The following is a 26,977-nucleotide window of genomic DNA, read 5'->3' as shown; positions in this document are numbered from 1 at the left end:
AGCGCGTGCCGGGGCCGCCTGGCGCCGCGCCGCGCGCACCGGCGCGGCCGCCGGCGCCTTCAGTTCCAGCAACGACTCCTTGGTGGCGCCGCCCGTGGTGACGGGCGCCGGATCGACCTGGTTGCGCAGCACCAGCGACAGACTGCCCACGCTGCGCGCCAGGTCCAGCTTTTCCACCTGCTCCGGCGTCAGCTCCAGGGTCACGGCATTGACCACCTTGGGCTTGTTGTCGTCGCGGCCGGATTCCTGCGCCACGGCCAGCACCAGGATGCGTTCGAGCACGATCTTGGAAATGGCCAGCGGCCCGCCGCCCGCAGGCCTGGCGCGGTCATCCTGCGTATGCACGAGAATGTCGACGAAATTGCCCGGCAGGGCGAAGCCGGCCACGCCCACCACGTCATTGACGCGCACGGTCATGGCGCGCTTGCCGGCAGCCACGATGGCCGACAGGCCGCCCGTGGCGCCGGGCGGCGCGAGCTTGCTTTCCAGCACAGGCTCGCCCCTGCTGACGGCCGTGCGCGTGATGCGCCCGTCCAGCGCGCCGGCCTCGCCAAACGCGCCCGGCGGCATGGCGCCCGCCGGCCAGTCCATGCCGCGCAGCATGGCCGGCGTCACCTTCGCGCCCACGCCGATATTGACCAGCGCGACCATCACCGTCTGGCTGGCCGGCGTGCCTTGTCCAGCCATCCAGCGCGCGGCCGCCAGCACGGCGCCGCCCGCCATCAGCAACGCCAGCAGCAGCACGATCGCAACGCGGCTATTTCTCATGATTTTTCCTCTTGGTAAAACTTGGGTTTCCGGACGGGCACATCATGCATACCCGCCGGCTGCCAGGGCCAGCCAGATGGCGGTGCCGGCGGCAATGGCGATCGCGTATGGCAAGTTGCCACCCGGTACGGCAGGCGCGCCGACACGCGGCACCTCGCCTGCCGCGGCGCGCAGCCAGCCTTGCAGCAGCAATTGGCGGGCATTGGCCATGGATTGGCGCAGCGTGCCCCGGCACAGGGCGACGGCCAGCGCCAGCACGCCGCCCGCGAGCAGGCTGCACAGCACGGCAAACACGACGGGGCGCGGGCCAAGAAACGCCCCCACCATCGCCATCAGCTTGACGTCGCCCGCGCCCAGTGCCTTCATCGCATACATGGGCAGCAGCAAGCCCAGGCCGACGGCCAGGCCGCCCAGCGCCAGCCACGGCCCGGCCGGCGTCGCCCCGGGCAAGGCCAGGCTGTTGAGCAGCACGCCAAGCAGGGCGCCGGAAAACACCAGCCGGTTGGGAATGCGCCGGCGGCGCACGTCATGCCAGACAGCCGCGGCAAGCAGCCCCCACAAGACCATGGCGGGGCTGAACGTCCAGAAAGAATGAGGGTCCATCGTGTACCTGATGCAAGCCGAGCGCATGACGGCATGCGCATCGTTGGGCGGGAAGTCGGCAGGCCGCCGCGCATGGGCAGCGGCCTGTCGGGGTGCAGCGCGGTGGGCGGGCGCCTTAGATCGCCGCGCCCGTCAGCTTGGTGCCGATCGCCTTGAAGGCGCCATCGAGGCCGGTGGTGAAATAGCCGACGGCCGTGACCAGCGCCGCAGCCACCAGCGCCGCGATCAGCGCATATTCGATGGCCGTCACGCCATCTTCTTCGGCGATAAAGTTTTTAATGCAATTCATATTATTCCCTTTCAGGTCAAGTTTCAAACATGATAAAAACTGAAAATACAGTCTGAAAATAAAAACATCATCCTTGTTTTTATTTGCCAATTTCTGATGCGTGTATTTTATATAAACAAACATAAAATCGAATCAGAGAAAAGTCATTTTATGCGCAGTACAAACCATCTTAATTTTTTGTCTATAATCAGTACATATGTACTGTCATTCCGCGTGGACGGGCTCGGCCAGCCGGTTGCGGGTGGCGTACACATATAATTCCAGGCGGTTGGTGACATCGAGCTTGCTGTAGATCGATGTCAGATGATTACGCAAGGTTTGCTCCGAGATAAAAGCGCGCTGGGCTATCGCACGGTTCAGCGCGCCATTTCCTTCCACCATCATGGCAACGATCTTGCGCTCCTTCAGCGTCAGCCTGGCGATCCGCTGCTCTTCCGGATCGGGCGCCGCCTCCGGCTTGTTCAGCACGCCCAGCATGCTGTCGAGCAGTGCCGGTTCCAGGCACAATTCGCCCCGATGCAGGCGGGCGATGGCGTCGACCATTTGCTTGACGGACGTTTCCTTGCCCAGCACCGCGCGCGCGCCGCTGCGCACGGCGCGCCCGCATGCGGCCTGGTCCTGCGTGCCGCTAAACAGCAATGCGCGCGACACGCCATTGCCGAGCAGCTGCGGCAGATAGTCGATGGCGCAGGCGCCGCCGCAGCCAAGGTCGGCGTCGAGCACGATGACGTCGGGACACAGGGTCCGGGCCAGCAGCAGCGCGCTGTCGATCTCGGTGGAACTGGCCACCACCTGCATCGCCGGCTGGGCGCCGGCGAGCAACTGCTCCAGGCCCCACAGCCAGGTCTTGTGGTCCGACACCAGCATGACGCGGATGACATTGTTTGTTGACATGCTTTACCTCTCTACTTGTAGCCCACTCCCATCGGGGAATGCTGTTGATCCGAATCGGCTTGCCTGCCTCGTCCGCGCGCGCCTTCTGCTGCCGCGCGCAGGGGAAAGAAGTCATGGGGGCACAAAGGAAGAGGCCTTGGGCCGGCACCCGCCGACGCGGTGCGTGCCCAAGGGCAGCGGTCGCCGCATGCCGGGTGGGTGCCGATGGATGGGCAGCGTGGCCAGGGCGGGAGCGCCACGGGCGCGCCATCGCTGCTGCCACCGCTGCTGTTGCTTACATTGCAGCATTTTTGTTGCATCACCTTGCAAAACAAGTCCTTGCCTGCACGCAGGACAATCCTGACACCAGGCCTGTTTTCATATCCGCGCATATTACTCCCGGCCCTGTCGGGACGGAGCATGCACGTTTGAAATAGCGCAGTTAATTACGATTATCTTGACCTGTAATAATTTAAATGGCGGACACACCCTTGAAAATCGATATAGAATAATCGCCAGTCAAATGGCGAAATGCCAGCCGCCCGACATTCGTCCTCGCGGAACTTAACCGGATTATTCCCATGCGTTTAAAACAGGCCGATTCCCGCATATTCCGCAAGCCTGGCGGACAAGGCGGCGCCACCCTGGTTGAATTGGCCCTGATAACACCGGTCTTTCTCATGCTGATAATCGGCGTCATCGAATTGAGCATGGCCTATTTTGCCAACATGACCATGCAGCACGCGGTGCGCGAAGGCGCGCGCTATGCCGTCACGGGGGCCAAGGACCTCGACCCCGACAGCGCCAACCAGCAGCGCTACCAGGCCGTGATGCAAAAAATACGCGACAGTTCCATGGGCATGTATGACAAGGTCAGCCCCGTGATCTCCGTCAACGGCAGCGATGCGGTGGGCGCCGCCATGTTCGGCCAGGCCGGCGATATCGTCGTCATTTCCGTCGATTGCCGCTGGGCATTCGCCACGCCTTTGATCCGTGCCCTGTTCCGCGACGGCCAGGCGCATTTCGTGGTGGCCGCCACCATGCGCAATGAAAGCTTTGGCGGCCTGTGATGCGCGCGCCAGCCCCCCGTTTTCCGCGCCGCGCCGCGCGCGGCATCGCCGCCGTCGAATTTGCCATCGTGCTGCCCTTGCTGGCCTTGCTGCTGTTCATGCTGGCCGACCTGTCGCGCGCCATCCAGGCCAAGACCATCCTGCTCAATATCAGCCGCGAAGGCGCCAACCTGTCCGCGCGCGCCACGTCCGACCTGAGCGCCTCCAGCCAGGGCATCATGAATGCGCTGGCGGCCACCACCCCGCCGCTGGACATGAAGGGACGCGGCATGATCTACATCACCAAGATCATGGGCTACACGGCAAAGAGCGGCTTGCGCAATATCGTGCTGGAACAGTACCGCTGGGAGGCTGGCGCGCAGGCCAGCGGCTACCTGCCCGCCAGCCAAGTGTGGCGATGCGGCAGCTGGAGCGATGGCACGTGCAGCGGCATCGCCAGGGACGAATACGCCCCCACGGTGTCATTGATGCAGAACCAGCTGGCCGACGGCGAACTGATTTACGCCGTGGAAACTTTCTACAATTTCGACATGCTGTTCGGCACCTTGAAATTTGGCAACAGCACGACGCCCGTGCTGGCGCCCAACCTCACTTCGATGACGGTATTCTGATGCGCATTCCACACAAGCGGCAAGGCGGGCAAGTACTGGTCATGGTGGCGCTGTCGGCCGTCGTCCTGATCGCCTCCGTGGGCCTGGCCATCGATTCGGCCCTCGGCTACTTCGTCAAGGCCAAGCTCAACGCGGCCGTCGACGCGGCCAGCCTGGCGGCCGCGCGCGGCGTCACCGCGGGCAGCTCGGAAGAGGCACAGCGGGCCAGTGCGCGCCGGTCGGCAAGGGATTTTTTTGACATCAATTATCCGGACCACTTCCTGCTGTCGACGCCGACCCTCGATCCCGTCGACGTCACGTTCGACAGGGGTACCGTCACCATCGACGTTTCCGCCAGCGCCTCGCTGCCCGTCTCGCTGATGGGCGTACTCGGCTTCAAGACCCTGAACGTGGCGGCCAGCGCGCAAACCATCCGCAAGGACCTGGACATGGTGCTGGTGATGGACACGTCGCGTTCGCTGGAAAACAATGCGGACGCCGTGCGGGCGGCGGGCAAGTCCTTCCTGAACAAGTTCAACTCCACGGTCGACCGGGTCGGCTTGCTGCATTTCGCCTCGGAAGCGCAAATCGACGTGCCGATCAGGCAGGTCGAGCGCGGTTTCGACCGCGGCGGCATGACCATGAAAGGCGGAAAGATCGATCAATTCACCTTTGTCGGCGGCACCAACTCTTCCGCCGGCATGTTCCAGGCACGCAAACAGCTGAACGACATCGCCCAGGTCGACCGCTCCAGCCTGCGCGTCATCGTGTTTTTCTCCGATGGCTCGCCGGCGGCGTTTTCCGCGTACTTTCCCAACAAGGACAACAAATGCGAGGAAGCAGGCGGCCTCGCCACCTTTCCGAAACTGCAAAACCCCGCATTGGCGGGCCTGTACAGGATGAAAGTGAGCGACTCGCTCCAATACGGCGATTGCGCCGCCAGTCAGATCACCGCGCTTCCCGCCTGGTATAACGCGAATAATGACGCGGCGCGGCGCGAGTTTCCCATCGTCACCAATACGCCCCGCGTCGTGACCGCGTCCACCGCCTCGGCGCAGGCGCAATGGACGAATGTGCACCGCGCCTCGCGCAACCTGGTCGAAGCGATGGCGGCCAAGGCGCGCCAGGAAGGCATTTTCGTCTTTACCCTGGGCATGGGCGCATCGCTGAAGACCAGGGAAGGGCCGGACAACGAGCTGGGCGAAGACTTGCTGCGCTGCCTGGCCAATACCACCGATGCGAAAGCGGCTTGCCGCAAGCCGGCCGAACCCGTGGGCCTGTACTGCTATGCGGCCACCGAGAGCGAGCTGAGCCCATGTTTCACGCGGCTCGCCTCGGCCATCCTGCGCATTTCCAGGTAGCACCTGGGCGCCGCCTGGAAGGCGAAGCAGCTGCAACCCAAGGTACCCCAGAAGCCGGAAAAATCGCTGATCGGCACGGCCGACTTGCAAAAACCCGGCCCCGCCGGCAGGCGGCGGAGACGGTATCCGTGAACAATCAATGGCCTTCGCTGGCGTTGAACATGGATTTGGCGTAGATCAAGCCCAGGCCATAGCCGCCGCCGTGCGCCACGGCCGTCGCCACCGTCTCGTTGTAGGTCTCGCCGCGGGCCCAGTCGCGCTGCAGTTCCAGCAAGTATTGCACTGACGTCAACGGCTGCGCGCCCGCCTGTATCATGCGCTGCATGGCCATCGCATGGGCTTCATCGGAGACGTCGCCGCTGGCGTCGGCGATCACGTAGACCTCAAAACCCTGTTCCAGCGCCGACAGGGCTGGCCCCACGATACAGACGGACGTCCACAGGCCGGCCAGCACGATCTTGCCCTTGCCGTAGCCATTCACCTTGTCGGCGATGCGCGGATCTTCCCAGGTGTTCATGCTGGTGCGGTCGATCGGCGCCTGCTCGGGGAAGACGGACTGGATTTCGTCAAAGATCGGGCCGGAGAACGACTTGGCCGCCACTGTTGTCAAAATCGTCGGCACCTTGAATTCACGCGCCGCCTTGGCCACCAGGGCCGCATTGTTGCGCAGCAAGGCCAGGTCGATGGAGCGGGTGGCGAACGCCATCTGCGACTGGTGGTCGATCATGATCAGGGTATGATCGTTCGGGGTCAGCAGTTTTTGGGCGGCTTGGGCGGTGGCGATAGGCATGATGTTTTCCTTAGTGAAAATAATTGAATATGAAAAAGAAATCTCGTTGTACGGTGTTTCTGCTCCTGCCCTTGCGTCACGCTGTGTGTGCCGGGCCAGTGCTATGCAGTATGGACGAGATACTTTGAAAACAAAAACGGAAAGAATGCCAAGCTATATGCAATTTTTTCGATGATACGAAATAAACGCAACAGCAACCCACACATCAAGGAGAAAACATGGGATTTGAATTCAGGATCACGGCCAGCCTGACGCCGGAACAGCGCCAGCACCTCGCGCAGTTGCCAGAGTTGGCGGCGCCGGCGCCGCGCCCGCCCGGCAGCGCCAGGCCCGATACCGAAGCCAGGCTGACGGAAGCCGGCCTGTATGTCTGCCAGCACCTGCGCCCGGACCCGTGGCACGGCCTGGCCGTCCTGCGCGCCTGGCTCGATGCGCAGGGCGTGGATTACGCCGTCGCGGAGATCGACGACTAAGAGCCTACAGGGAACCTTCGAGCATGATGCGCAGCATGCGGTAGCTGCCCGCATCGACCGTGCGCAGCAGGCTGCTGCCGCCGTCCGCATACAGGCTGCGCGTGCGCTCAAGCTGGCGCAGCAGATTGGCGCCCGACACGCGCAGGCGCAGCTGGTCGCTGAATTTCCACAAGGCGTACAGATCCAGTTCGCGCCGGGCACCCTGCCAGGCCAGCAGCTGGTTTGACTCGCGCGACGGTCCACCGCCCTGGTAATGCAGATTGCCGCCCAGGGTCAACGGCTTGCCGGCCAGCCGGTAATCGGCGCCCAGGTTGGCGCTCCACGGCAACTGGCCATCGAGGCGGTTGTCCGGACCGGCGACGGCGTCCACCGTCGACCAGTTGCGCGCCACGTTCGCCCGCAGGTCCAGCGCGGGGGCGCCCGCCCACAGCGCCGACAGCGGCAGCTTCGCCTCCAGTTCGATGCCGCGCACCTGCGCCCTGCCCTGATTGACGGGCGTGGCCACCCAGCGCCCCTTGTCCTGGTACAGCCGGTCCAGCATCACATCGCCGATGCGCCGCAGCGAGGCGCTGGCGCCCAGCATGGCGCCTTCCGCAGGATAGTATTCGTAGGCCGCGTCCAGGCCCCACGCCAGTTCCGGACGCAGCGCCGGGTTGCCCTGGTTGTCGGGGTTCACGGGGCTATTGCCGTTGTCGTTGAGGTAGGGGCGCGGGATCAGCTGGAAAATCTGCGGCGCCTTGTAAGTACGCGTGACGGCAAGGCGCAGCTGATCCTTGCCGGCCAGCTTCCACAGGCTTTGCAGCACGGGACTCCATACCTGCGCGCGCACATCGACGGGGCCGGCGCCACCGGTGGCGCTGGCCGTGCGCCAGGTTTCCCAGCGCAGCCCCAGATACAGCGACCAGCGCGCGGAGACTTCCCATTCATCCTGCGCGAACAGGGCCAGGCGCCGCACCGTGGCCGCATAGTCTTCGTCCGGCAGCACGGGTGGCCCGCCCGACGACAGCTGGCGTTCGCGTCGGAACTCCGTGCGCCGCCGGTTGCCCGCATCCCAGCCCGCCGCCAGCGCATGCCCCTCGCCCAGCGTCCGCCGATAGGTGCCGCTGGCCTGCATGCCCACATCGTCCACGCCTGCATCGACCCGGCGCACATTCGCCGGCCCGGGCGCGGCGCCGACACCCTGGAACAGATAATCGCTGCCGCGGTGATTGGCATCGAGGCCCAGTTTCATATCGAGGCTGGCCCCCTGTCCGAGCTTGCGCAGCCAGTGCAGATCGCTGCGCACGCTGCCGCTGTCCTGACTGAAGGCGGCGTCATTGTCCGGATAGTCGGTATGCCCGCCCAGGTAAGACGTTTCCACCACCTGGCGGCGGCTGGCCAGGCGGCGCCAGGTGACCAGGCTTTGCCAGGCCAGGCTGTCTTCGCCCGCCAGCGCCCATTGCAGGCGGGGCGCCAGCTCCAACGTATCGCTCTTCACGCGTTCCGTCAGCGGCATATGGCGCACCACCGTGGGTTTGCCATCCGCATCGTATGCGCGGTTCCATTCATCGGACAAGCCCCGACGCCCCGTGTGAGCGAGCGTGCCGGCCAGCGCGTAGGACAGGCGGCCGTCCTGGTCCGCCCACTGCACGGTGGCGCTGCCGGCGGGCATGCCATGGCTGCCGGACGCCCCCAGCTTGAAGGTGCGTTCGCGCCGCTTGCCCGATTTTTTCAGCACGATGTTGATGGAACCGGCGATCGCCTGGGCGGAAAATTGCGCCGTGGCGGCGCGCATGATTTCCACGCGCTCGACCAGTTCCGGGTCCAGCGAGTCGAGCGAAAAACCGGGCGACACGGGCACGCCGTCGAGCATGACGAGGGTGTAACCCTGGCCCAACCCGCGCAGCTGGAGCTGCCCGCCCTGCCCCGTGCCGGCTGGCGCGCCGATGGAAATGCCGGGCAGGCGCTTCAGGGCATCGGCCAGCACGCGGTCGCCCTGGCGTGTCAGTTCCGCGTGGCCGACGACGATGGCGGCCACGGTGTCGTCGCGGCGCTGGTCCGCCTTGCTGGCGGTGACCGTCACGGAAGGCAGGACGTCCTCGGCACGGACGTGCGCCGTCAACGGCAGCGCAAGGCTGCACAATAAAATACTCAATCGCATGGGGAATCCTGAAAGGTCGATGGTGGTGTCGGGTGTGCGCTCGCGCGCACACCCGACCTGCGGCCTGATAACACTAGCGGCCGAACTGCTCCTTGCGCAGGCGCAGGGCGCGCGCGGTGGCCTTGGCATCGAGATCGGCCAGCCACTGTTGCGGATCCTGCAAGCGCCCGTCCCGGGTGACCTGGAAATGCAAATGCGGCCCCGTCGCCAGGCCTGTGGCGCCCACCGTGCCGATGGCCTGCCCGGCCGTGACGGCCGTGCCGGTGGTGAGCGTGACCCGATCGAGATGGGCATACAGCGACTCGATGCCGGCGCCGTGGTCGATGCGGACGGCCTTGCCAAAGCGCGCATCTTCGCTGACGCTGGCGATGCCGTCGGCCGCCGCATGCACGGGCGTGCCGCGCCTGGCGCCCAGATCGATGCCGCTATGGCCTTGTGGCGTCATCTGGCGCACCACGCCAAAGAAGCCGGTCACGCGCATGCTGTCCAGTGGATTGCGCCAGACCGCGGGCGCGGGCGCCGACGCCGGCGCAGTGAGCATGCTGGCTGGCGTCGCTGCCACGGCCCACGCCAGTGCCGGCTGCAGCGCCAGGCTGGCCGCGCCGATCGCGCACAGCAACAGCGCCATCAACGCCCGCAAGGCGGGAGCCGGGCGAGCCTGCCCGTCCCGCATGCGCAGCAGGCGCTCGGCCATGCTGCCGCCGCCAAAGGCCAGTCCCGGCAGCGGCTGCGCCTGCAGCCCGAGCTGCCTGACCAGGGCCGCCGCATATTGCTGGCGCTGGCGCGGCGCGCGGCCGGCCAGGACCTGGCGGTCACAACCGAGCTCTTGCGCCCAAGCCAGCTGGCCGGCCAGCCAGCGCGCGACCGGATTGAACCACAGCAGCGCCTGCAGCATGGTGGCCAGCAGCCGGAGCAAGGGGTCGCGCCGGCGTGCATGGGTCAGCTCATGGGCGATCACCAACTGCCGTTGTTCCGGCGTAAATTGCGCCAGGTGCGCCGGCAACAGCAAACGCGGCCGCCACACGCCCACCAGCATCGGCGAGATCGGCGCATCGACTTCCAGCACCTCCAGGCCATGCAGCCGCCGGCGCCGCGCCAGTTGCATCAAGGCGCGCAACATGGCGTGGCCACGCCGCCAGCGCCAGGCTGCGCAAGCGACGCCCAGCAGATAGATCAGGCCCCAGGCGCAGGGCACCAGGGCCAGCCATGAAGCGGCGGATGGCAGCCCGGCCGCCGGCACAGCCGTGGCCAGCGGCACGTCGGGCGCCGCGCTGGCCAGCGAAACAGGCACGCTCACCTCGGGCACCACGCTCAGCTGCCGCGTATTAGGCAGCAGCGGCAGCACAAACACGGCGGCCAGCACCAGCTGGGCGCCGAGCCACACGCTGCGCTGCGCCGCCAGCGCGGGCCAGCGCCGCTGCGCCAGGCTCAGCATTGCCCACAGCAGCGGGCCGGTCGCGAGACAGGCGGCGCTGGCCTGCAACAGCGTGAGGGAAAACAGCAGCATCGCTTATTCCTTTCCCTCGAGCGGCCAGTCCTGCAGCAGCTGCTCCAGCGCCACCAGTTCCTGCTGGTCCACCAGTTTGCTGCCTGTAAACATACTGACCGGCAAGGGACTGTCGATTTCCATCACGCGCCGGCCAAAGTCGTGGGCAAACGCGGCCAGGGTCGCCACCTTGTCCACGTTCGCCTCATACACGAGCACGCCATGCACGCTGCGCTGCAGCAGCATGCCCTTGTCCAGCATGCGTTCGAGCGTCTTGCGCGTGGATGAAAACGACCACCCCAGCTCTTCCTCGACGCGGGCGTGCAGTTCGCGCGCGGACAGCGGGTGGTCTTTCCACAAGGCTTTCAATAATGATAATTCGGTAACGGATGGCGTGGCCATGGAAATCCCCTCATGTGACGAATGAACCAATTATGCGACATGCGTCACATGCGCGCAAGCGAAACTTGCGACACATGTCGCAAGGCCAGCCTGCCCGCTCCTGGCCTTGCAAACTTGAAACAGTTGGAACGCTTTTTTGCCAGGCTGTTATACTTCGCGTGTGCGGCACATATGACCAGTCCCCTTGCCGCTGTCTTTCGACCCCTAATCTGATTGCCTGCGACTGGCGCCTCACGATGGCGACAGGCCGATCTCACAATAAAGTTACCATGTCCTTTTCCTCCCTCGGATTGTCCGACGCTATCGTACGTGCCGTTACCGAACACGGCTACACCGTGCCTACCCCCATCCAGTCGCAGGCGATTCCCGCCGTGCTGGCTGGCGGCGACTTGCTGGCCGGCGCACAGACCGGTACCGGCAAGACGGCCGGCTTCACCCTGCCCGTGCTGCACCGCCTGTCGACGGACGCCAATGGCGCATCCATCACCAGCAACACCTCGACGCGCCCGATCCGCGCCCTGATCCTGGCACCGACGCGCGAACTCGCCGCGCAGGTCGAGGAAAGCGTGCGCGCCTACAGCAAGTACACCAAATTGAACTCGACCGTGATCTTCGGCGGCGTCGGCATCAACCCGCAAATCAAGCAGCTCAAGCATGGCGTCGACATCCTCGTCGCCACGCCGGGCCGCTTGCTGGACCACATGGGTCAGGGCACGGTCGACCTGTCGAAAGTGGAAATCCTGATCCTCGACGAAGCCGACCGCATGCTCGACATGGGTTTCATCCGCGACATCAAGAAAGTGCTGGCCGTGCTGCCGCCGAAACGCCAGAACCTGCTGTTCTCGGCCACGTTCTCGGAAGAGATCAAGGCCCTGGCCGACGGCTTGCTGAACAAACCGGCCATGATCGAGGTGGCGCGCCGCAATTCGACCGTGGAAGTGATCAAGCAAAAGATCCATCCGGTCGACCGCGACAAGAAGCACCCGATGCTGTCTTACCTGATCAAGTCGAACAACTGGACGCAAGTGCTGGTCTTTACGCGCACCAAGCATGGCGCCAATAAACTGGTCGAGCAGCTGGGCGCGGACGGCATCGGCGCCCTGGCCATCCACGGCAACAAGAGCCAGTCGGCGCGCACGCGCGCGCTGTCCGAGTTCAAGGATGGCACCCTGCAAGTGCTGGTCGCCACCGACATCGCCGCGCGCGGCATCGATATCGACCAGTTGCCGCACGTCGTCAACTACGACTTGCCGAACATTCCGGAAGACTATGTGCACCGTATCGGCCGCACGGGCCGCGCCGGCGCCAAGGGCGAAGCCGTGTCGCTGGTCTGCGTGGATGAGCACGAAATGTTGAAAGACATCGAAAAGCTGATCAAGCAAACCCTGCCGCGTGAAGTGATTCCGGGCTTCGAGCCGGACCTGAACGCCCGCGCCCAGCCTGTGCAATTGCGCAGCGGCACCGGCGGCCACCGCAACAACAGCCGCGCGCCAGCCGGCGCCGTGGTGCGCGTGAAAACCGGCGGCAGCGGCGCCAAGCCACGCAGCGCCGGCCCGGCCGGCGGCGGTGGCGGCGGCAACCGCAGCGGCAATGCGCCGCGTTCGGCGGCGTCGCATCGCTCCGGCGGCCGCGGCCGCTAATACCCGCTGGTAAGCGTATCGCAGGAATAAAAACCGTTCCAGGACTTGCTTCTGGAACGGTTTTTTCATGCACGCCACCATTTGCCGATTTGGGCTAGGATAGTGTCCATCATCCTCACCTGCGTACTGCCATGCCGAACTTCGCTGCCAACCTCAGCATGATGTTTACCGAACTGCCCTTCCTCGACCGCTTTGCCGCCGCCAGGGAAGCGGGCTTCGATGCCGTCGAATTTCTTTTCCCCTATGCCGTCGAGGCGCGCCAGATCGCCATGCGGCTGGAGCGCCACCATCTGCAGCTGGCCGTCTTCAACTTCCCGCCCGGCGACTGGGAACACGGCGAGCGGGGCATCGCCTGCGATCCGCGCCGTGGCGACGAATTCCGCACGAACGTGCAGTTGGCGCTCAATTACGCGCTGGCACTCGGGGCGAAACAGCTGCACTGCATGTCCGGCATCGTGCCGCCCGGCATGAGCCTGGAACGGGCGCGGCAAAGCCTGATCGGCAACCTGCAATATGCGGCCGACGCCTGCCGTCCGCATGGCATCAACGTGCTGATCGAGCCGATCAACCGCTACGACATGCCAGGTTACTTTCTCAACCATAGCCAGCAGGCGGCCGACATCATCGCCGACTGCCAGCGCAGCAATGTGTTCCTGCAGTACGACATTTATCACATGCAACGCATGGAGGGCGAGCTGAGCAACACCATCCGCGCCCTGCTGCCGCTGATCCGCCACATCCAGATCGCCGACACGCCGGGCCGCCACGAACCGGGCACGGGCGAGATCAACTACCGGCATGTGTTCAAGCTGCTCGACCAGGTCGGCTACGCTGGCTGGGTCGGCTGCGAATACCGTCCCGCCAGCGACACGGTGGCGGGCCTGGGCTGGCGCGAGCAATTGACAGGCACGGCGGCCATCGCTGGCACGCCGGGCGCCTGATCGCAGCGCGCTTGCGCCCGCACAAGGCGGGCGGCGCGGACCGGCACGACAATACCTTTCCATACAGTATTTTCTGTCGAGAGGTGACGTGTCCGCCCTGCCCGCCCGCCATCGCCGCGCCCTGCGGCTGTTCCCTGGCCATCTGCACCTCTGCCTGGCTATCGTACTGTGCGGCTGCGCCACCGCGCGCCCCGAGCTGGCGCAAGTGCGCGCCCTGGCCGCCGGCACCGGTGCCGTGACCGCCTTCAGCGAGTTGTCGGAGCGCCACGTGGACACCTACCAGCGCGCCCGCCCCTACCTGTCACCCGCCGAAGACGCGCGCGAACGCCTGCTCGATGCGCAACGCCGCGCCGCGCAGGCCGATGTCGCGCGCCTGGCGCAGGCCGTGCGCCTGTACCTGCAGGCGCTGGGCCGTCTGGCCGATGCCGATGCGTATGAGGTGCAGCCGGAACTGGCCGGCGCCGGCGCCGCCATCCGCGCCTGGCCCGGCAGCGGCATCGACGACCGCCATGTGAGCGCCTACACGCTGTTGCTGCAGCAACTGTCGCGCCTGGGCGGCGCGGCCAGCCAACAGGCGCACCTGGGGCAAGTGCTGCACGATGGCGACGCGCCGCTGCAAGCCCTGCTGGCCGTGCTGGCGAAAAACATGCAGCAAAGCAAAACCGAGGAATTCCGGCTGTTTGGCCTGCGCCATACGCTGACGCGCCGGCAACTGGCGGCACTGGCGCGCGAACACGCCCGGCTCGCCGCCGCCCTCACCACCACGGAGGCAAGATGGACGGATCGGTAAGCAGCGAACGGCGCGAGGCTGCTCTCAGCAGCGCCATGCGCGTCGAGCAACTGGCAGACAGCCTGTCGCAGGCGGCCGTCACCCTGCACGGCGCCGTCATGCGCGCCATCCGCAAGCGCGCCAGTCAGGGCGAAAATGGCATCAGCCACAGCCAGGCGCAAGCCGTCTTCGCGCTGGAAGTGGCCTTGCGCCAGCAAGCCAACCAGCTGTATGCCGATGCCGCCGGGCACACGGTGGCGGGCCTGGACACGGCGCAGCGCCAGCTCAGCGGACTGCTCGACACGGTGCGCCTGCGCATCGCCCGCAACGACGACGTGCGGCACTGGATCAGCCTGGCGACGAGCTTGTTGCACCTGGGCAGCGCCGTCCTCGCCGGCAATCCCGAGCGCATCCTCGGCACCCTGGGAAAGGTGCGTGAGCGGCTGCAAGAGATGGCGCCGGACTGATTGAAATCGGCTGGCAAGCGCCTATACTGGGACGTCCCCGCCTGGCAATCGTGCCTGCGGGGCGATGACCAGAGGAGGCCAATATGCGTATCGAACCGTATTTGCAATTCGATGGAAACTGCGCGCAGGCGCTGGAATACTACCGCCAGCACCTGCATGGCACGGACCTGTGCCTGATGCCGTATCGGGGCTCGCCGGCCCAGGAGCAAGTCAAGGAAGACTGGTATGACAAGATCATGCACGGCTCCGTGCAGCTGGGGCCCACCATGCTGATGGGCTCGGACGGCGGCTGCGACGAGGGCGCCAAGGGCATGAGCGGCAGCGCGATCTGCCTGACCGTCGAGACGCCGGAGGAGGCGGAACAGGTCTTCGCGGCGCTGGCGCGTGACGGCAAGGTCCAGATGCCGCTGGAGGAAACGTTCTGGGCCAAGCGCTTCGGCATGCTGAAAGACCAGTTCGGCGTGGCCTGGATGGTCAACTGCCTGAAAGAGCCAGCATAGAACGGCCGCTGCCAGCCTGCGCCGCGTCAAACGCGGCGCGGGTAGTAGCGCAAGCAGAACCGCCCATCCTGGACTACCATATAGGAGAGATTCCCGAGGGGTGATGGCCATGAATGGATTGCCGCAAGACCAGCTGCAGCGCCTGCAGGGCGTGCTGGAGCAACGCAAGCTGGCACTGCTGGAACAGATCGAGAACGAAGCGGCCGAAGCGGACGCGCGCGCCTCCTTGCTCAATGAAATCGAAGCCTCGCCGGCCGACAATGCCAGCGTGCGCACCTTGAACGCCCTCGTCAGCGAAGCGGCCGAGCACAACGTGGCGCAGCTGGCCATCATCAAGCAGGCGCTGGCCAAGTTTGCCGATGGCAGTTACGGCCTGTGCGACAACTGTGGCGAAGCCATCGGCCTGTCGCGCCTGAACGCGCGTCCCGAAGCGCGCCTGTGCATCGATTGCCAGACGCGGCTGGAAAAAGCCCGGCGCGGGCTACCATGACTGCGCAACAACAAAGGGCAAGGCATCGCTGCCCTGCCCCCTGTTTCCCAGCGTGACTGCCATGCTGCCTGCCGTCCCCCGCCAGCATCGTGCGTGACGGCTGGGTGGACGGGTCTCCTCTACTGCCATTGCCCTACTGCAAGCGCCACGCTTGCTAACTCATGTGCTGTCCGCCATTGATGGCGATATTCGCGCCCGTGACGAACGCCGCCTCGTCGGACGCCAAGTAAGCCACCAGGGCCGCCACCTCGTCCGGCTCGCCCAGGCGGCCCAGGGGAATCTGCGGCAGGATCTTCGTTTCCAGGATATCGGCCGGCACGGCCGTCACCATCTGCGTGCGCAGGTAGCCGGGCGAGACGGTGTTGACGGTAATGCCGTGGCGCGCCACTTCCAGCGCCAGCGCCTTGCTGAAGCCATGCACGCCCGCCTTGGCGGCCGCGTAATTGCATTGGCCAAACGCACCCTTCTGGCCATTGACGGACGAGATATTGATGATGCGGCCCCAGCGCTTAGCCAGCATCGGCTCGAGCACCTGCTTGCTCATGTTGAACAGGCTGTCGAGATTGGTGCGCATGACTTCTGACCAGTGCGGCAATTCCATCTTGCGCATGCTCTGGTCGCGCGTGATGCCGGCGTTGTTGACCAGCACGTCGATGCGGCCGAACCGCGCCAGCACGCTTGCCACGGCTTCGCTGCAGGCGGCGAAGTCGGTCACATCGAGCGCCAGCGGATGAAAATAGTACTGCTGCGATTGCTGTTCGTCGAGCCAGCCAGCCACCCGTGCATTGCCCGGCGTATGCGCCGCCACGACGGCAAAGCCCGCCGCATGCAGCCTGCGGCACAAGGCCGTGCCCAGGCCGCCCATGCCACCCGTGACCAGCGCTACCTTTTGTTCTTTCATTGCTGTCTCTCCCGCTTGTTATGGTTGTTCTGCGTGGGATCAAGTGTAGGTGGCACTTTTGAAACAGGCCTTGCGCCAGATCAAAGGCTGAGTCTGCATACATCTGCGCAGCATCCATGCAAGGAAAATTATCAAAATTATACTCACCGAGGAGGTGATGGCACCTCGACAGGCAAGTCGTGCCGACTTTGCTTGACGGTCAGACTCACACGGAGAACGCGATGGAAATCCAGGACGACACAGAAGCATTGAGGGATTTGTTCAACGACATCAATCCCGGCATGAGCGACGTGGAATCGGTGCATCAGGCGGAGCTCGATCCACAGCATGCGCTGGCCCTGATGGCCAATCCGAAGGCGGCCTTGAAAGCCATGGGCATCCCCGTCAGCGATGCCTCGCAAGTGCAGGTGACGATGAAGAACCGGGCCAGCCGCAGCATGCCGGACGTGGCGCAAAAGGCGGCGCAATTGCGGCGCATCATCGTCATCGTGATTCACTACCGCAACTGCGACGCCGACATCATCATCATTGCCATGAGCTGACGGGCAGGGGCAACGGCCGCTCGCGTGCGCGGCCGTTGCCCGTGACTGTGCCAGAATGGGGCTTACTCCACAGCGAGAGGCCAGGCCATGACGTACAAGACCGTATTGCTCCACATCGACGACAGCGCCGGGCGCGCCGCCCGCATCGAAGCGGCGGCCAGCGTCGCCCAGGCTTGCGGCGGCCACCTGACGGGCGTGGCCCTGACGGGCGTGTCGCGCCTGCTGTACCAGAACCAGCCCGACCTCGATGCGGACCCGAACCTGAGCTTGCATCTGAACTTCCTGCGCGAACGGGCGACGCGCTCCCTCGACGGTTTCGAGCAACAGGTGCGCGCGGCCGGCGTCGCCTCGTTCGAACAGCGCGTGCTCGACGACGAGGCGGCGGGCGGCATCAGCCTGCTGGCCCGCTATGCGGACCTGGTCGTCATCAGCCAATACAACGCCAAGGATAAATCGCCATCCGTGATGCGCGACTTTCCCGCGTACGTGCTGCTGCATTCGGGGCGCCCCGTGCTGATCGTGCCGTATGCGCCGCCGCTGCCCCTGCTGGCGCCGCCGGCGGCCGCGCGCAATGTGCTCATTTCCTGGAACGCCAGCAAGGAAGCGAGCCGCGCCGTGAGCGCCGCCCTGCCCCTGCTGCAGCGTGCCGGACAAGTCCACGTGGCCATTTTCGATGCCCAGGTGCATGCCGCCGAGCACGGCGAACAGCCGGGTGCCGAGCTGACGCACTACCTGGCGCGCCACGGCGTGGAAGCGCGGCTGCATTTGCTCGATGGCGGGGGCGTGCGGCGCGGCGACATCGGCGAAGCGCTGCTGTCGCAGGCGGCCGACCTGTCGGCCGACTTGCTGGTGATGGGGGCATATGGCCATTCGCGCCTGCGTGAAACCATCCTCGGCGGCGTCACGCGCACGATCTTGCAAAGCATGACGATCCCCGTGCTGATGGCGCACTAGACCTTTGGAAAGACGGCGGGGCTAGCCGCCCTGCCAGGGCTGGCTGCGGATCTTCGCCACCTGGCGTTGCGCCAGCCACTGCCACAGCTGCTGCGCGGTGTCCTGCGGCACGGCCGACATATGGCGCGGGGGAGCCAGGGCGATTTCGCAATCGCGGTCCGACCATTCCTCGAAAGTGACTTCGCCTCCGCTAGCGACTTCGACCTGATACATCAAGCCGTCGTCGTAGCCGAAACGCAACACGACGGCGGCCGGGCTGCCGTCCGGCGCGACGGCGCCAACACGGTAGACCTCGGCCAGGGCATCGGCCAGCTGTGCCGGCGAGGGCGCGCAGATGTCGCGCCCATCGGCCCGTGTCAGAATGAACCATGCCTGTGTCATGACGCGCCCTCCTATCCATACTCGTTAGCATGCGAGGCAAGTACTACAGGCAGTCACCTTGGTCCAGTGTCACTTCGGGCGCGCGGAAACTATCCCTGTCGGCATTGTTTACCAATCATTAGCAATACTAACAAGGATCATACCTAAATTTCATGCAGCGCGGAATTTATGCATCTTGCGCCACAGAGGCGCCGGTTCACGCCACCAGCACGGGAATGCTGAGCGGGTCAAAATCATGCCAATCGCCATTGGCGATCGTGCCTTCCGCCTCCTCGATATGTTCGGCGCCCAGCCGGTGCAGCGCTTCGAGCGCCCGTTCGCGCTCGTCGAGGCCGCCTAGCGCGACGGCGATCAGCATGCCCGGATGGCGTGGCTGGCGGCGGTTTTCGCCGTTGTTTTCGCCATGCTTCTCCGCTTCGCCCGCATCCTTCATCTTGTTGAAACTGTAGAGAGAACCCACGTGGGCGCCCACCAGCGCGCCCACCACCGGACCCAGCGGCCCCGTCGCCAGCGTGGTGGCCGCGCCGATGCCCGCACCAATGGCGGCCCCGACGGCCACGCCTTCCACCACGCCTTCCGGCGTTTCCTTCGCCCCCGGCGAGATGTCGCGGTCGCCGCCCAGCGCGTGCAAGTCGTGCTGGCCCGGCTGGTTGACAAAGAAGGCGCTGATGCGGCTATCGGGAAAGCCCGCCTGATTCAGGGCGGCGCGCGCGGCGTCTATCTGCTCCTGCAACTGAAAATGACCTGCGATGATGCGTGACATGATACGGCCCTCCTCGTCGGCTGCTGGCGCACCATGCGCCGCCTCGATAGCGTGCGCCGGACAGCGCCAACAGACCGTTCGCTTGCGCACACAGCAACTCAATCATGCGCTCATTCATGCGCTCGTGCTGAACGGGCTGCGGATATCCGACAGGAACTGTTGTGCGCGCGCAGTTTGCGGCCGCGCAAAGAAATCCTCGGGCGCGGCCCGTTCCAGCACTTGCCCGTGGTCCATGAACCAGACGCGATCCGCCACTTCGCGCGCAAAGCCCATCTCGTGCGTCACGCACACCATCGTCATGCCGCCCTGCGCCAGGTCGCGCATCACTTGCAGCACCTCGCCCACCATTTCCGGGTCCAGCGCGCTGGTGGGCTCGTCGAACAGCATCAGCGGCGGCTGCATGGCCAGCGCGCGGGCGATGGCCATGCGCTGCTGCTGGCCGCCGGACAGGGCCGCCGGCATGGCGCGCGCCTTGTGCGCCAGCCCCACGCGTTCGAGCAGGGCCAGCGCCCGCTCCTGCGCGTCCTTGCGGCTCAGGCCGCGCAAGCGCTGCGGCGCCAGCGCGCAATTGTCCAGCACCGATAAATGGGGAAACAGGTTGAATTGCTGGAATACAAAACCGATGTGCGAGCGGAAGGCATTCACGTCCAGCCCCGGCGCGTGGATGTCCTGGCCCGCCACTGTGATGCGGCCCGACGCGATCGGCTCCAGGCGGTTGATGGTGCGGATCAGGGTCGACTTGCCAGAACCGGACGGCCCGCATACGACCAGCACCTCGCCCTTGGCGACGTGTTCGTTGATGCCGCTCAAGGCGTGATAGTCGCCATAGTATTTGTTGACGTTGTCAAAGGTGATCATGCCGCCGCTTTCAAGAGTCGCGCCTGACGCCGCTCGAGCCAGAAGGCGGCGCGCGACAGGCTGAAACATAAAACAAAATACGTCATGCCCAGCAGGAAATACACTTGCACGGGTTTCGTCAGCACCAGGCCATTGACTTGCGTAGCGATGAACGACACTTCGGCCAGGCCGATGATGGTGCCAAGCGAGGTTTCCTTGATGGTCGAGACGAACTGGTTGACCAGGGACGGCAGCATGTGGCGCAGCGCCTGCGGCAGCACGACCTGGCGCATGCTGTCCAGATAGTTCAAGCCCAGCGAACGGGCAGCTTCCACCTGTTCCTTGGGCACGGCTTGCACGCCGGCACGCACGATTTCCGCCAGATAAATGCCGTCGAAGATGACGAGGGCGGCCAGCATGGTGCCGAATTGCCCGCTTTCATGGCCCGTGATGCTGGGCAGGAAGAAATACGCCCAGAAGATCACCAGCAACAAGGGAATCCCCCGCACCACGTGGATCAGCGCGGCGACGGGCCAGCGCAGCAGGCGCCAGGGACTCAGGCGCGCCAGCCCCAGCAGCAAGCCAACGGGCAGGCTGAGCACCAGCGCCAGGCTGGCCAGCAGCACCGTCAGCGCCAGCCCGCCCAGCGGCCCCTCGGGATAGCGTCCCACAAGAAAATACAGCCAGTAATCGTGGATCAGTTCCAGCATCAGAACACCTTCCTTTGCAGCAAGGCAGCCAGGCCCGCGATCAGCAGGGAGACGGCCAGGTACGCCACGCTGGCAAAGACGAAGGCCTCCACGCTGCGGAACGAGGCCGCTTCCACGCGCTGCGTCTGGTACATCAGCTCGGCCACGCCGATGACGGTGGCGATGCTGGTGTTTTGCCACAGGTTCAGGGTTTGCGACAGCAGCGGCGGCGCGGCCAGCCGCAGCGCCTGCGGCACGATGCACAGACGCATGGTGGCGAGAAAACTCAAGCCCAACGCCCGGCCCGCCTCGAATTGCTGGGCAGGAATGGCGCGGATGCCGCTGCGGATGTCTTCCGCCATGTAGGCGGCCGTGTAGACAGTCAGGGCCGTGACGGCGCTGACGGCTTCGATATTGCCGGCATACAAGCGCTCCTTCCACGCCTCGGGCAGCAGTTCGGGCGCGCCGAAATACCAGAACAGGAAGTGGGCCAGCAAGGGCACGTTGCGGATCAGCTCGACATACGCGGCGCCCAGGCCGTTGAGCAGGCGCGATGGCGCCAGGCGCAGCATGGCCACGCCGCACGCCAGCGGCAGGGACAGGAGCAAGGTGATGCCCATCAGGCGCAAGGACAGCAGCAAACCGGACAACAACCAGTCGCGGTAGTCGCCGGCCAGCAAAAAGTTCAGATCAAACATGCGGAAGAGTCAGGCAAGGTTCAGGCGTCGATCTTGTCCGATTCAATTTTAAATGTGCGTTTCTGGAATTTCACATTGCTCGTCGGGCCATACCATTTGAAGAACAGCTTTTCCGCCTCGCCCGATTTTTCCAGTGCGCGCAGCACCTGGTCGACGGCCGTTTTCACGCCCGTCTCGCCCTTGCGGATGCCGAAGGCAAACACTTCCTTGCTGATGTTCTGCGGCAGCACAAGATAATCCTTTTGCGCGGCGCCCAGCTTGGCGTAGTTGTTGAGCAGCGAGACTTCATCGTCGACATAGCCGACGCCCTTGCCTTGCTGCAAGCCGAGATAGGCCTGCCCCGCCGTCTCGAACGTCACCACATCCACGCCGGGCACGGCCTTGCGGATATTCGGTTCCTGCGTGCCGCCCTTGACGGTCAGCACTTTCTTGCCGGCCAGGCCAGCGACCGTCGTGATATTGCTGCTTTTTTTGACCAGCACGCGCTGGCCCGTGTAAAACGTGGAGAGGGAAAAATCGACCAGCGCTTCGCGTTCCTTGTTGTGCGTCAGGGACGCCGTCAGGATGTCGATGCGGCCCTGCTGCAATTCGGGGATGCGGGCGGCCACGGCCAGCTGCTTGATCACCGGCTTGACGCCCAGGCCTTGGGCGATGGCGCGACACAGGTCCACTTCATAGCCGACCAGCTGGCGCGACTTGGCGTCGATGAAACTGTTTGGTTCGTCCGTGCCCAGGGTGCCGCAGACCAGCTCGCCCTTCGCCTTGATGGCGGCCAGCTGGTCCGCTTGCGCCACCTGCGTGAAGGCGATGGAGGTGAAAAGAAGCGCGGCGAAATGAAGACGGGTCTGCATGGAATTCCTCTGGTGGATAACGAATTCCGCCATTAGACCGCAGCGCTCTTATTTCCAAAAAGGAATCTTTTCACCCTTACTTATAAGCAAATCACCTAAGGGCGTCGCCTCGCTACCAGTGCTGGACAAAGTTGGGGAATGGCGAGGCCATGTGCTCGGCTTCCACAGGCGGCGCCATCCAGTCGCGCGGGTCAACCTTGTAGTACTGCAAGAATTGCGCATACAGTTCTTCGTGGTGCTCGGCCATCTGGTACGGCTTTTCAAAGAAGGTTTCCGTGGCCACGGCAAAGAATTCGGCGGGATTCGTGGCGCCGTAATGGTCCATCACGCTTTGCTGCTGAACCATGGCGTCGTGGCGCAGGTTGTCGAAGTCGCGCGACAGCACGGTGGCCCAGCTGCGGTAGCTCGACACGCTGGGCAGGTAGGGCGCGCCATTCGCGGCGCCCGATTCGCTGTCGAGCTGGTGGGCGAATTCATGCAGCACGACATTATGGCCATCGGTCCAGTCGGCCGCCCCGCGCTGCACGTGGTCCCAGGCCAGTACCACGCGGCCGTCGCCCCAGGATTCGCCCAGCAAGCCGTTGGCCGATGGCGTCACCACGCCGCCCGGCCCCACTTCATCGCGCGTGACGATGAATTCCGTGGGATACACGAGGATGGTGTCGAGCGCGGGATACACCTGCGTCTGGCGGTTCAGCAGCAGCAAACAGGCCTGGCCGGCGATGGTGTAGCGCATCTCGTCCGTGATCTCCAGGCCGCCGCAACCGACGAATTTCTTTTGATACAGGAATTGCACGACGAGCCGGCGCAGTTGCTGCTGCAGCGGCGCCGGCATGCGGGGATACACGGGAATGTTCTTTTCCAGCACGGCCAAGCCTTCGGCCGGCAAGGGCTTCGCGAGAGCCCGCCTCAGGCGCCAGCGGGGGAACCACAGCGAAAAGACGATGGCGGCCGTGACGAAGGCGATCCACAGAAGAGGGTTCATGCGGAGTCCCGTTTCAGGCAGGGCAGTGGCGGAGACGATAACAGGGCGGCGTAGGCAGACAAGGACAAGCTCCTTCGAATGAACCCGCATCGGAACGGGCGGGCAGTCCAGCCCACATGGGGTTGATTAACATCTTTTCAATCCGCCAAGGTCAACGGGCGAGCACCAACGCCAAAAGCCGGGATGTCACCCGGCTTTCATTGCAACGTCACAACGCCCGACAACAACGTCGGGGGTTACTCGGCAGATTTTTGCTGTGGCGCTCCGAACAATGCGGCGACCAGCGGATCGCGCGTCACGGGACCGCGGTTGACGCGGATGGCGTAATGCGTGTCATCGGCCAGGATGTGGAAGTGACGGCCGCTGCCTGCCATGCTCTGCTCGCGCAGGCCGGGACGGTCTTTGCGCGGTGGCGCGCCTTCGCGTTTCGGCTGGACGATGGCGGCCAGGAAGGCGCGCACGCGCTCAGGGTCCGGCGTCAGCTGGTACACTGCCTTGCCCAGGTAGGTGGCGGTGCCTTCGATGTAGCGGGCCAGTTCGATCACGCCCGCTTCGCGCAGGTCGCGGATGTATTTGCGGGCGCCCGATGGCGAGAACTTGAGGAACCAGGCGATTTCGTCGGCCAGCATCTCGTGCAGCGACAATTCGCCGATCAGCTTTTGCATGTTTTCGATGCGACGCAGGGTGGCCGACGTCGAACGCACGCGCTCGATCGGTGCCATGGAAATGGGATTCATGCGTTCCGGGGGGATGGGTGCTGCGCGTTCTACCATTTGCGAGCCTTTTTCGGGGCTACGAAGTTCCTGGTGCGCTGCCTTTAATTCGCTCTTCACGTGAGACTGAGTCATTGCATGCATTTGAATACTCCTTTTAAACGATTGCCGGTAGCCCGGATTGTTAAGTTCTTGGCAATTTTTATACCAGAACACCACGAATCCTGAGCGTCTGGGCACAGAATGCCATCCTGCTCCTCACTGGTCTGTGCGTTAACGAACATTAGAAGCAAGAAAGTGAAAAATATTGCCCCACTGAATTCTTTCTCTCACGGCATCTAAAAATGACATCCAAAAATGACATCCAAACCCCGCGGCATTCCCACTTTGCGCCGCCATGCATGGCGCAAAGTGAAATAGCGAACAGAAGCGGAATCTCCATTGCAATAGATTCAAGCTTCGCACGCGGCGCACGCCGCCCGCATCGCGCACCTTCGACTCTTGCAAAGGAAACATCATGAAAATGCCTGCCCTGTTGGCCGCCGCCTTGCTCGTCACTTTGTCCGCCTGCAAGAAACCGGCCGAAGCGCCCCTGCCCGAAATGGCGCCCAACCCCGCTTCCACCCCACAAGTCACGCCAGCCATGCCGGAAACCGGCCCGGGCAGCACGACGCCGCCCGCGCCGCTGACCGATCCCGCCACCGCGCCCGCCCTGCCGCCGGCCACGGCGCCGAAGTAAAGCCTAACGGCGAGGCCGCCGGACGGCGATCGATCGGGCGCCCCTGCGGCGCCACCCCTACTCCACGGGGGAGTTACGCGTTGCCAGCCTGTTTGCAACGCGTTTTTTTACGATTGGAGTCGGCCACGCCATTTAGGTTCACATGCAATGCATCGGCCAGTCGACGGCGAAACCACCGCCAGGAATGCGGCAATCCGCACACCCTTTCCGCCCGCCGTGCGGAAAAACGGAATATCGCCATTTCCCATTTTCAATAGATTCAAATTAAACCTTTATAAACAATCACTTGCAATAAACGTCAAAATGCGCTCCACTGGCACGGAAGATGCTTTTATATTTTCATAACCGCCACCAGAGCGGCAGCCTGACCCACTATATAAAACCATCTACCTTTTGGAGACAACAGCATGGCACGCACCTTCCGCATCTCGTCCTTCCTCAACACCAAGGCACTGACCGTGGCCGTCGCCCTGGCCGCGCAATTCCCGCTTGCCGTCCATGCGGCCGACCTGGTCCGCCTGGGCAACCTGAAATTCGCCCATTACGGCGCCGTCGCCTACATGAAGGAAATCGCGCCGAAATACGACCTGAAGATCGAGGAACGCATCTTCGCCAAGGGCCTCGACATCGTGCCAGCCATGATCGCCGGTGAGATCGACGTGTCCGCCAGCGCGCTGGAAGCGGCCATCACGGGCCGCGCCACGGGCTTGCCCGTGTACCTGGTGGGCGGCTTCGCCAAGGGCGGCGTGCAGATCGTCGGGCGTCCCGACCTGAACATCAAGGGCATCGCCGACCTGAAAGGCAAGAAAGTCGGCGTCACGCGCGGCGGCCCGCAGGAAATCCTGCTGTTTGCCGAGCTGACCAAGGCCAAGCTGACCTGGTCCGACAAGCCGGGCAAGGACGTGCAGATCCTGTACATGGGCTACCCTGACCTCAACCAGGCGCTCTTGACCAAGGATATCGACGTCATGAGCCAGTCCGAGCCCTACTCCACGCAAGCCATCCACAAGAAATACGGCGCGGCCATCATCAAGCCCTACGACACGCCGCTGGGCGAGCCCGTGCGCGCGCTCGTGATGACGGAAAAGATGTACAAGGAAAAGCCGGCCGTGGCCCAGCGTTTCATGGATTGCTTCGTCGCCGCCACGCGCGCCTTCCTGGCCGACCCGAAACTGGCGGAAAAATACGTGCGCGAATCGATGTTCAAGAACCAGATCACGTCCGACGATTACCGCGACGCCATCGACAACGCCATCTTCACGGAAGACATCACGCAAAGCCACGTGCAGCTGACCACCGACTACATGGTGAAATTCGGCGTGGGCCGCATGGCCAAGGCGCCTGCCGCCAAGGATTGGGTCAAGCTGGACCTGCTGGAAAAAGCCAAGAAGTCTTATGTCCCACGCTAATCACGACCTCGCTAATCTGAAAGTGTCACGATGAATATTCAAATGATGAAACGCTTCGCGCACGGCGCCGCCGTGCCCGTGGCCGTGCTGCTGCTGTGGCAAGCCATGTCGACGTTCGGCTGGATCAATCCGCAAATCCTGCCCTCGCCCGTGGCCGTGGTGGTCAAATGGTATGAATACCTGATTCCCATGCAGGCGTACACGCCCGAAGCGGGCAATTACCTGGTGTGGATGTTCTCCGGCGAATTGCCGCACGACGCCTGGGCCAGCCTGTCGCGCGTGCTGGGCGGCTTCGCCATCGGCGCCGGCCTGGCCTTGCCGCTGGGCTTGCTGATGGGCACCAACAAGACCATCTATAAACTGTTCGACCCGCTGGTGCAGGTGCTGCGCCCGATCCCGCCCATCGCCTACATCCCGCTGGCGATTTTGTGGTTCGGCCTGGGCAACCCGCCCGCCTTCTTCCTGATCAGCATCGGTTCCTTCTTCCCCGTGCTGATGAATACCATCGCCGGCGTGCGCCAGGTCGACGGCATTTATATTCGCGCCGCGCGCAACCTGGGCGCCAGCCAGATGACGATGTTCCGCCGCGTCATCCTGCCAGCGGCCACGCCCTACATCCTGGCCGGCGCGCGCATCGGCATGGGCACGGCCTTCATCGTCGTGATCGTGGCGGAAATGATCGCCGTCAACAGCGGCCTCGGTTTCCGCATCCTGGAAGCGCGCGAGTACTTCTGGTCCGACAAGATTATCGCCGGCATGTTCACCATCGGCCTGTTCGGCCTGGCCATCGATATCGCCATGAATGCCCTGAATAATCATTTGCTGCAGTGGCACCGCGGCCTGGAACACTGAGAGGAACGGCC

33 protein-coding genes are annotated in these 26,977 nt (G+C 64.2%); 15 read left to right on the top strand and 18 right to left on the bottom strand.

All coding sequences use genetic code 11. The annotated features are described in order from the left end of the window. From cpaB to GCN78_RS27545, 4 genes are all read right to left on the bottom strand, one after another. Positions 1-768 (bottom strand): Flp pilus assembly protein CpaB (cpaB, locus tag GCN78_RS27560; protein ID WP_152254539.1); only part of this gene is annotated, 768 nt, incomplete at its 3' end. Positions 769-810: 42 nt separating this feature from the next. Then, complete coding sequence (locus GCN78_RS27555; protein WP_152254538.1) at positions 811-1,371, bottom strand: A24 family peptidase; 561 nt, start codon at positions 1,369-1,371, stop codon at positions 811-813. A gap of 115 nt (positions 1,372-1,486) precedes the next feature. Beyond that, entirely contained in the window at positions 1,487-1,660 is a 174-nt protein-coding gene (locus tag GCN78_RS27550) for a Flp family type IVb pilin (RefSeq protein WP_070304077.1), read from the bottom strand. 204 nt (positions 1,661-1,864) lie between these two features. Next, complete coding sequence (locus GCN78_RS27545; protein WP_226939853.1) at positions 1,865-2,554, bottom strand: LuxR C-terminal-related transcriptional regulator; 690 nt, start codon at positions 2,552-2,554, stop codon at positions 1,865-1,867. Between the two features lie 560 nt (positions 2,555-3,114). Here GCN78_RS27545 and GCN78_RS27540 point away from each other — a divergent pair. The 3 genes from GCN78_RS27540 to GCN78_RS27530 are packed head-to-tail and all read left to right on the top strand — an operon-like array spanning position 3,115 to position 5,554. Continuing rightward, complete coding sequence (locus tag GCN78_RS27540; RefSeq protein WP_152254537.1) at positions 3,115-3,603, top strand: TadE family protein; 489 nt, start codon at positions 3,115-3,117, stop codon at positions 3,601-3,603. Beyond that, positions 3,603-4,214, top strand: a complete 612-nt coding sequence (locus GCN78_RS27535) for a TadE/TadG family type IV pilus assembly protein (protein ID WP_152254536.1) — start codon at positions 3,603-3,605, stop codon at positions 4,212-4,214. The genes GCN78_RS27540 and GCN78_RS27535 overlap by 1 nt, the downstream gene beginning before the upstream one ends. Beyond that, positions 4,214-5,554: a vWA domain-containing protein gene (locus GCN78_RS27530; RefSeq protein ID WP_152254535.1), complete on the top strand. Its 1,341-nt coding sequence runs from the start codon at positions 4,214-4,216 to the stop codon at positions 5,552-5,554. The genes GCN78_RS27535 and GCN78_RS27530 overlap by 1 nt, the downstream gene beginning before the upstream one ends. Before the next feature lie 136 nt (positions 5,555-5,690). Here the strand turns inward: GCN78_RS27530 and GCN78_RS27525 are convergent, their stop codons facing one another. Continuing rightward, positions 5,691-6,344 (bottom strand): hydrolase, encoded by a 654-nt coding sequence (locus GCN78_RS27525; RefSeq protein WP_152254534.1) that lies wholly within the window; start codon positions 6,342-6,344, stop codon positions 5,691-5,693. Positions 6,345-6,562: 218 nt separating this feature from the next. Between GCN78_RS27525 and GCN78_RS27520 the strand changes: the two genes are divergently transcribed. Continuing rightward, complete coding sequence (locus GCN78_RS27520) at positions 6,563-6,817, top strand: hypothetical protein (protein ID WP_152254533.1); 255 nt, start codon at positions 6,563-6,565, stop codon at positions 6,815-6,817. Between the two features lie 4 nt (positions 6,818-6,821). Here the strand turns inward: GCN78_RS27520 and GCN78_RS27515 are convergent, their stop codons facing one another. From GCN78_RS27515 to GCN78_RS27505, 3 genes are all read right to left on the bottom strand, one after another. Further along, on the bottom strand, positions 6,822-8,957 hold the full coding sequence (locus tag GCN78_RS27515; protein ID WP_193316890.1) for a TonB-dependent receptor plug domain-containing protein: 2,136 nt from the start codon (positions 8,955-8,957) through the stop codon (positions 6,822-6,824). Positions 8,958-9,030: 73 nt separating this feature from the next. Beyond that, positions 9,031-10,464, bottom strand: coding sequence for a M23/M56 family metallopeptidase (locus GCN78_RS27510; RefSeq protein WP_152254531.1), 1,434 nt, complete (start codon positions 10,462-10,464; stop codon positions 9,031-9,033). 3 nt (positions 10,465-10,467) lie between these two features. After that, on the bottom strand, positions 10,468-10,845 hold the full coding sequence (locus tag GCN78_RS27505) for a BlaI/MecI/CopY family transcriptional regulator (RefSeq protein WP_152254530.1): 378 nt from the start codon (positions 10,843-10,845) through the stop codon (positions 10,468-10,470). Between the two features lie 269 nt (positions 10,846-11,114). Between GCN78_RS27505 and GCN78_RS27500 the strand changes: the two genes are divergently transcribed. The 6 genes from GCN78_RS27500 (at position 11,115) to GCN78_RS27475 (ending at position 15,652) form a co-directional block, all read left to right on the top strand. Beyond that, complete coding sequence (locus tag GCN78_RS27500; RefSeq protein WP_152254529.1) at positions 11,115-12,485, top strand: DEAD/DEAH box helicase; 1,371 nt, start codon at positions 11,115-11,117, stop codon at positions 12,483-12,485. A gap of 131 nt (positions 12,486-12,616) precedes the next feature. Continuing rightward, on the top strand, positions 12,617-13,426 hold the full coding sequence (gene otnI / locus GCN78_RS27495; protein WP_152254528.1) for a 2-oxo-tetronate isomerase: 810 nt from the start codon (positions 12,617-12,619) through the stop codon (positions 13,424-13,426). Positions 13,427-13,514: 88 nt separating this feature from the next. Beyond that, positions 13,515-14,216 carry a hypothetical protein gene (locus GCN78_RS27490; protein WP_152254527.1) on the top strand — a complete coding sequence of 234 codons (702 nt, stop codon included), beginning with the start codon at positions 13,515-13,517 and terminating at the stop codon, positions 14,214-14,216. Next, the gene (locus tag GCN78_RS27485) at positions 14,201-14,662 is read left to right on the top strand and encodes a hypothetical protein (RefSeq protein ID WP_152254526.1); all 462 of its coding nucleotides are present in this window, start codon (positions 14,201-14,203) and stop codon (positions 14,660-14,662) included. Before GCN78_RS27490 ends, GCN78_RS27485 begins: the two co-directional genes overlap by 16 nt. 83 nt (positions 14,663-14,745) lie before the next feature. Then, on the top strand, positions 14,746-15,162 hold the full coding sequence (locus GCN78_RS27480) for a VOC family protein (protein WP_152254525.1): 417 nt from the start codon (positions 14,746-14,748) through the stop codon (positions 15,160-15,162). 109 nt (positions 15,163-15,271) lie between these two features. Then, a complete protein-coding gene (locus GCN78_RS27475) occupies positions 15,272-15,652 on the top strand; it encodes a TraR/DksA family transcriptional regulator (RefSeq protein WP_226939852.1) in 381 nt (126 codons plus the stop codon). A gap of 154 nt (positions 15,653-15,806) precedes the next feature. On the opposite strand, the gene phbB is transcribed toward GCN78_RS27475, so the two are convergent. Then, positions 15,807-16,553, bottom strand: coding sequence for an acetoacetyl-CoA reductase (phbB, locus tag GCN78_RS27470; RefSeq protein ID WP_152254523.1), 747 nt, complete (start codon positions 16,551-16,553; stop codon positions 15,807-15,809). Between the two features lie 221 nt (positions 16,554-16,774). Here phbB and GCN78_RS27465 point away from each other — a divergent pair, with 221 nt between their 5' ends. Together GCN78_RS27465 and GCN78_RS27460 are read left to right on the top strand one after the other, a co-directional pair. Next, positions 16,775-17,095, top strand: a complete 321-nt coding sequence (locus GCN78_RS27465) for a hypothetical protein (protein ID WP_152254522.1) — start codon at positions 16,775-16,777, stop codon at positions 17,093-17,095. Positions 17,096-17,182: 87 nt separating this feature from the next. Continuing rightward, entirely contained in the window at positions 17,183-18,049 is an 867-nt protein-coding gene (locus GCN78_RS27460; RefSeq protein WP_152254521.1) for a universal stress protein, read from the top strand. Between the two features lie 21 nt (positions 18,050-18,070). Here the strand turns inward: GCN78_RS27460 and GCN78_RS27455 are convergent, their stop codons facing one another. The 9 genes from GCN78_RS27455 to GCN78_RS27415 all read right to left on the bottom strand — a co-directional run bounded on the left by GCN78_RS27455 (position 18,071) and on the right by GCN78_RS27415 (position 24,485). Then, a complete protein-coding gene (locus GCN78_RS27455; protein WP_152254520.1) occupies positions 18,071-18,430 on the bottom strand; it encodes a hypothetical protein in 360 nt (119 codons plus the stop codon). Positions 18,431-18,626: 196 nt separating this feature from the next. After that, positions 18,627-19,193, bottom strand: a complete 567-nt coding sequence (locus GCN78_RS27450; RefSeq protein WP_152254519.1) for a glycine zipper domain-containing protein — start codon at positions 19,191-19,193, stop codon at positions 18,627-18,629. A 114-nt stretch (positions 19,194-19,307) separates the two neighbouring features. Beyond that, the gene (locus GCN78_RS27445; RefSeq protein ID WP_152254518.1) at positions 19,308-20,051 is read right to left on the bottom strand and encodes an amino acid ABC transporter ATP-binding protein; all 744 of its coding nucleotides are present in this window, start codon (positions 20,049-20,051) and stop codon (positions 19,308-19,310) included. Then, a complete protein-coding gene (locus tag GCN78_RS27440; RefSeq protein ID WP_152254517.1) occupies positions 20,048-20,740 on the bottom strand; it encodes an amino acid ABC transporter permease in 693 nt (230 codons plus the stop codon). The genes GCN78_RS27445 and GCN78_RS27440 overlap by 4 nt, the downstream gene beginning before the upstream one ends. Next, positions 20,740-21,417 carry an amino acid ABC transporter permease gene (locus GCN78_RS27435; protein ID WP_152254516.1) on the bottom strand — a complete coding sequence of 226 codons (678 nt, stop codon included), beginning with the start codon at positions 21,415-21,417 and terminating at the stop codon, positions 20,740-20,742. Before GCN78_RS27435 ends, GCN78_RS27440 begins: the two co-directional genes overlap by 1 nt. A 20-nt stretch (positions 21,418-21,437) precedes the next feature. Beyond that, the gene (locus GCN78_RS27430) at positions 21,438-22,268 is read right to left on the bottom strand and encodes a transporter substrate-binding domain-containing protein (RefSeq protein ID WP_152254515.1); all 831 of its coding nucleotides are present in this window, start codon (positions 22,266-22,268) and stop codon (positions 21,438-21,440) included. A 112-nt stretch (positions 22,269-22,380) separates the two neighbouring features. Continuing rightward, on the bottom strand, positions 22,381-23,253 hold the full coding sequence (locus GCN78_RS27425) for a M90 family metallopeptidase (protein WP_152254514.1): 873 nt from the start codon (positions 23,251-23,253) through the stop codon (positions 22,381-22,383). Between the two features lie 236 nt (positions 23,254-23,489). After that, the gene (locus tag GCN78_RS27420; protein ID WP_223278908.1) at positions 23,490-23,990 is read right to left on the bottom strand and encodes a winged helix-turn-helix domain-containing protein; all 501 of its coding nucleotides are present in this window, start codon (positions 23,988-23,990) and stop codon (positions 23,490-23,492) included. A 249-nt stretch (positions 23,991-24,239) separates the two neighbouring features. Next, positions 24,240-24,485, bottom strand: a complete 246-nt coding sequence (locus GCN78_RS27415) for a hypothetical protein (protein ID WP_152254513.1) — start codon at positions 24,483-24,485, stop codon at positions 24,240-24,242. Between GCN78_RS27415 and GCN78_RS27410 the strand changes: the two genes are divergently transcribed. The 3 genes from GCN78_RS27410 (at position 24,484) to GCN78_RS27400 (ending at position 26,966) form a co-directional block, all read left to right on the top strand. Further along, positions 24,484-24,705 carry a hypothetical protein gene (locus GCN78_RS27410; protein ID WP_152254512.1) on the top strand — a complete coding sequence of 74 codons (222 nt, stop codon included), beginning with the start codon at positions 24,484-24,486 and terminating at the stop codon, positions 24,703-24,705. The genes GCN78_RS27415 and GCN78_RS27410 overlap by 2 nt on opposite strands. 407 nt (positions 24,706-25,112) lie before the next feature. Next, on the top strand, positions 25,113-26,114 hold the full coding sequence (locus GCN78_RS27405) for an ABC transporter substrate-binding protein (RefSeq protein WP_152254511.1): 1,002 nt from the start codon (positions 25,113-25,115) through the stop codon (positions 26,112-26,114). A 42-nt stretch (positions 26,115-26,156) separates the two neighbouring features. Next, positions 26,157-26,966, top strand: coding sequence for an ABC transporter permease (locus GCN78_RS27400; protein ID WP_413465245.1), 810 nt, complete (start codon positions 26,157-26,159; stop codon positions 26,964-26,966). Positions 26,967-26,977: the final 11 nt, after the last annotated feature.

Origin of the sequence: Janthinobacterium rivuli, assembly GCF_009208735.1 — a bacterium.
GTDB lineage: Bacteria > Pseudomonadota > Gammaproteobacteria > Burkholderiales > Burkholderiaceae_D > Janthinobacterium.
The sequence above is the reverse complement of the archived record's forward strand: the minus strand, read 5'-3'. Positions and strand labels throughout refer to the sequence as shown.